Annotated in this window: 1 protein-coding gene; it reads left to right on the top strand. The window is 53.7% G+C overall.

Annotated elements, in window-relative coordinates:
• Positions 1 to 846 (top strand): CD1108 family mobile element protein (locus DWW13_RS18575; RefSeq protein WP_442857782.1); only part of this gene is annotated, 846 nt, incomplete at both ends.

Genomic DNA, 846 nt, shown 5'->3' with positions numbered 1-846 from the left:
GCTTACGCTTTGAAGAACAGGAAAAACCGATACCCGGCGGCAAAAAGGGAAACCCGCTGTCCCGCCCCGCACAGGAAGCGGGGATTTTCGTCCACAACAAGATACATTCGGTTGAAAAGGACAATTCCGGCGTTGAGGGGGCGCATAAATCGGAGGAACTTGCCGAGCGCGGCGCGAAATACGGGGCGCGGAAGTTAAAACAGGGCTACCGCAGCCATAAGCTGAAACCTTACCGGGAAGCAGCAAAGGCAGAAAAGGCAGCATTTAAGGCAAACGTCAACTTCCAGTATCACAAGACCCTGCACGACAACCCGCAGCTTACCTCTAACCCTCTTTCCCGTTTCATGCAGAAACAGCAGATAAAACGCCAGTATGCAAAGGCGGCAAAGAAAGGCGGGGCAAAAGCCGCAGCGGAAGCCACAAGAAAGACGGCGAAAAAAACCGCCGAGGAAACGAGAAAAGCCGCCGCATTTGCGGCAAGACACCCGGCGGGCATTTTGATTGCAGTTGCCGCGCTGCTTCTCTTTATTATGATTTCCGCAGGGCTGTCCTCTTGCGGGGCTATGTTTTCGGGCTTGACAAACGGCGTGCTTGGCACGTCCTACACGTCCGAGGACAGCGACCTTGTGGCAGTTGAAAACAACTATGCTGCATTGGAAAACGGGCTGCAAAGTGAGATTGACAATATCGAAAGCACCCACCCCGGCTATGATGAATACCGCTACGACCTTGACAGTATCGGGCATAACCCCCACGAACTTGCGTCTTACTTGACCGCCCTCTTACAGAGCTACACCCCGCAGAGCGCACAGGCAGAGCTTGAACGTATCTTTTCCATGCAGTACA

Source organism: Blautia sp. AF14-40 (assembly GCF_003479665.1).
GTDB classification, from domain to species: domain Bacteria; phylum Bacillota; class Clostridia; order Lachnospirales; family Lachnospiraceae; genus Fusicatenibacter; species Fusicatenibacter saccharivorans.
The sequence above is the reverse complement of the archived record's forward strand: the minus strand, read 5'-3'. Positions and strand labels throughout refer to the sequence as shown.